The organism is Campylobacter sp. BCW_4323 (assembly GCF_001763115.1).
Lineage (GTDB): Bacteria > Campylobacterota > Campylobacteria > Campylobacterales > Campylobacteraceae > Campylobacter_D > Campylobacter_D jejuni.
Genome location: NZ_MJYC01000021.1, coordinates 1 through 1613 on the forward strand (window position 1 = coordinate 1; position 1613 = coordinate 1613).

The window sequence follows — 1613 nt, forward strand, 5'->3', positions numbered from 1 at the left end:
AAATCTTTAGCCTCTAAAAGTGATCGAAGAATTTTGCAAATCTCACTTAAATCCTCAAAGCAAAGCACATTTGCAATAAACCACTCATCAAATTCTTCCTCAGTAGCATCACGATAAGATATTCCTGTTTCTTCTTCAAAAGCGACTTCGTATTCTTCTGGATCGATATGATCATACGCATCACTTAAAAAACCCTCTAAATGAGAATTAACAGCCTGTAAAACTTCTTTGCTAGGTTTTGTTTTTAAGAATTCTTTAAAATTCTCAAGATTGTCTAAAATTTCAACATCAAATTCCATAATATCTCCTTTTTATTATTTTTTTATCTTTCTTCTTTCTTCATACATTTTAATTTGTTCTGGTTCTTCCAAGCTTGTATCGATATTGTATTCTTTAACCAATTGTTCCCAAGTCTTAGCACCTGCTTTTTTTAAGATTGTTTTATTTTTATTTATCTCAAAAGAAATAGCCTCATCCAATGGAGTAGCAGGTTCAAAATAATCAATTTTATCATCTTTAGTTTTATTGATAGTGCAATTAGCAGCATTGACATCAGCTCCATATTTGATCAAAATTTCCAAACAAGTTCCAATAGGTTTTTTATCGGATGTTGCAGCTATATGTAAAAGGGTTTCTCCTGCATCGATATAACTGTGTTCATGTTCTGTTTTAATCCTTCTCATATTTACATCAGCGCCAAATTGTAAAGCCACTTCTAAAAAATTTACAGATTCGGGATCGCCAAGCAATATCCAAGAATGCAAAGGGGTGGCACCTCGTTCATCATAAACTTCAAATTTACATCCTTTTTTAAAAAAATAATCAATCATTTTTTTATTTTTTCCACCCACTCCAATATAATCAGTAAGGGCATTATTTCCTAAACACTCATCATCAGCTTTAAGTCCTAAACTCTCAAAATACTCCATCATTTCAAAACTTTGACTCTTATCATAAGCAATCCCTGCCCAAGCTAAAGTAGAACTAGGATTAAAAAAAGGTATAGGATGATCACACCAATATACCTTACGACGTTTCTCTAAAAATACTTCAGGCACGGGATAATCTTTTAAAAACTCTTTCACTTCTTTAAGTTTATTATCTTTAATAAGATCAAAAAACTCCCAACCTAACTCCCTTATAGCTTCTTCATCCATAGCTTGCATTTCTTCTAAAGTTTTCATTTGTTTTTCCTTAAAATAATTTTTTAATTTTTTTTATTTGTTAAAATTTTCCAAAGCTTTATCTAAATCTTTAGCCTCTAAAAGTGATCGAAGAATTTTGCAAATCTCACTTAAATCCTCAAAGCAAAGCACATTTGCAATAAACCACTCATCAAATTCTTCCTCAGTAGCATCACGATAAGATATTCCTGTTTCTTCTTCAAAAGCGACTTCGTATTCTTCTGGATCGATATGATCATACGCATCACTTAAAAAACCCTCTAAATGAGAATTAACAGCCTGTAAAACTTCTTTGCTAGGTTTTGTTTTTAAGAATTCTTTAAAATTCTCAAGATTGTCTAAAATTTCAACATCAAATTCCATAATATCTCCTTTTTATTATTTTTTTATCTTTCTTCTTTCTTCATACATTTTAATTTGTTCTGGTTC

At 30.7% G+C, this 1613-nt stretch carries 3 protein-coding genes; all 3 read right to left on the reverse strand.

The window, feature by feature from the left end:
• Window positions 1-299, reverse strand: a 299-nt coding sequence (locus AJN60_RS00570; protein ID WP_186820459.1) for a hypothetical protein, incomplete at its 3' end; no start/stop codon positions are given.
• 15 nt (window positions 300-314) lie between these two features.
• A complete protein-coding gene (locus AJN60_RS00575) occupies window positions 315-1184 on the reverse strand; it encodes an ankyrin repeat domain-containing protein (protein WP_070285673.1) in 870 nt (289 codons plus the stop codon).
• A 33-nt stretch (window positions 1185-1217) separates the two neighbouring features.
• Complete coding sequence (locus AJN60_RS09500; RefSeq protein ID WP_044779636.1) at window positions 1218-1547, reverse strand: hypothetical protein; 330 nt, start codon at window positions 1545-1547, stop codon at window positions 1218-1220.
• Window positions 1548-1613 lie beyond the last annotated feature (66 nt).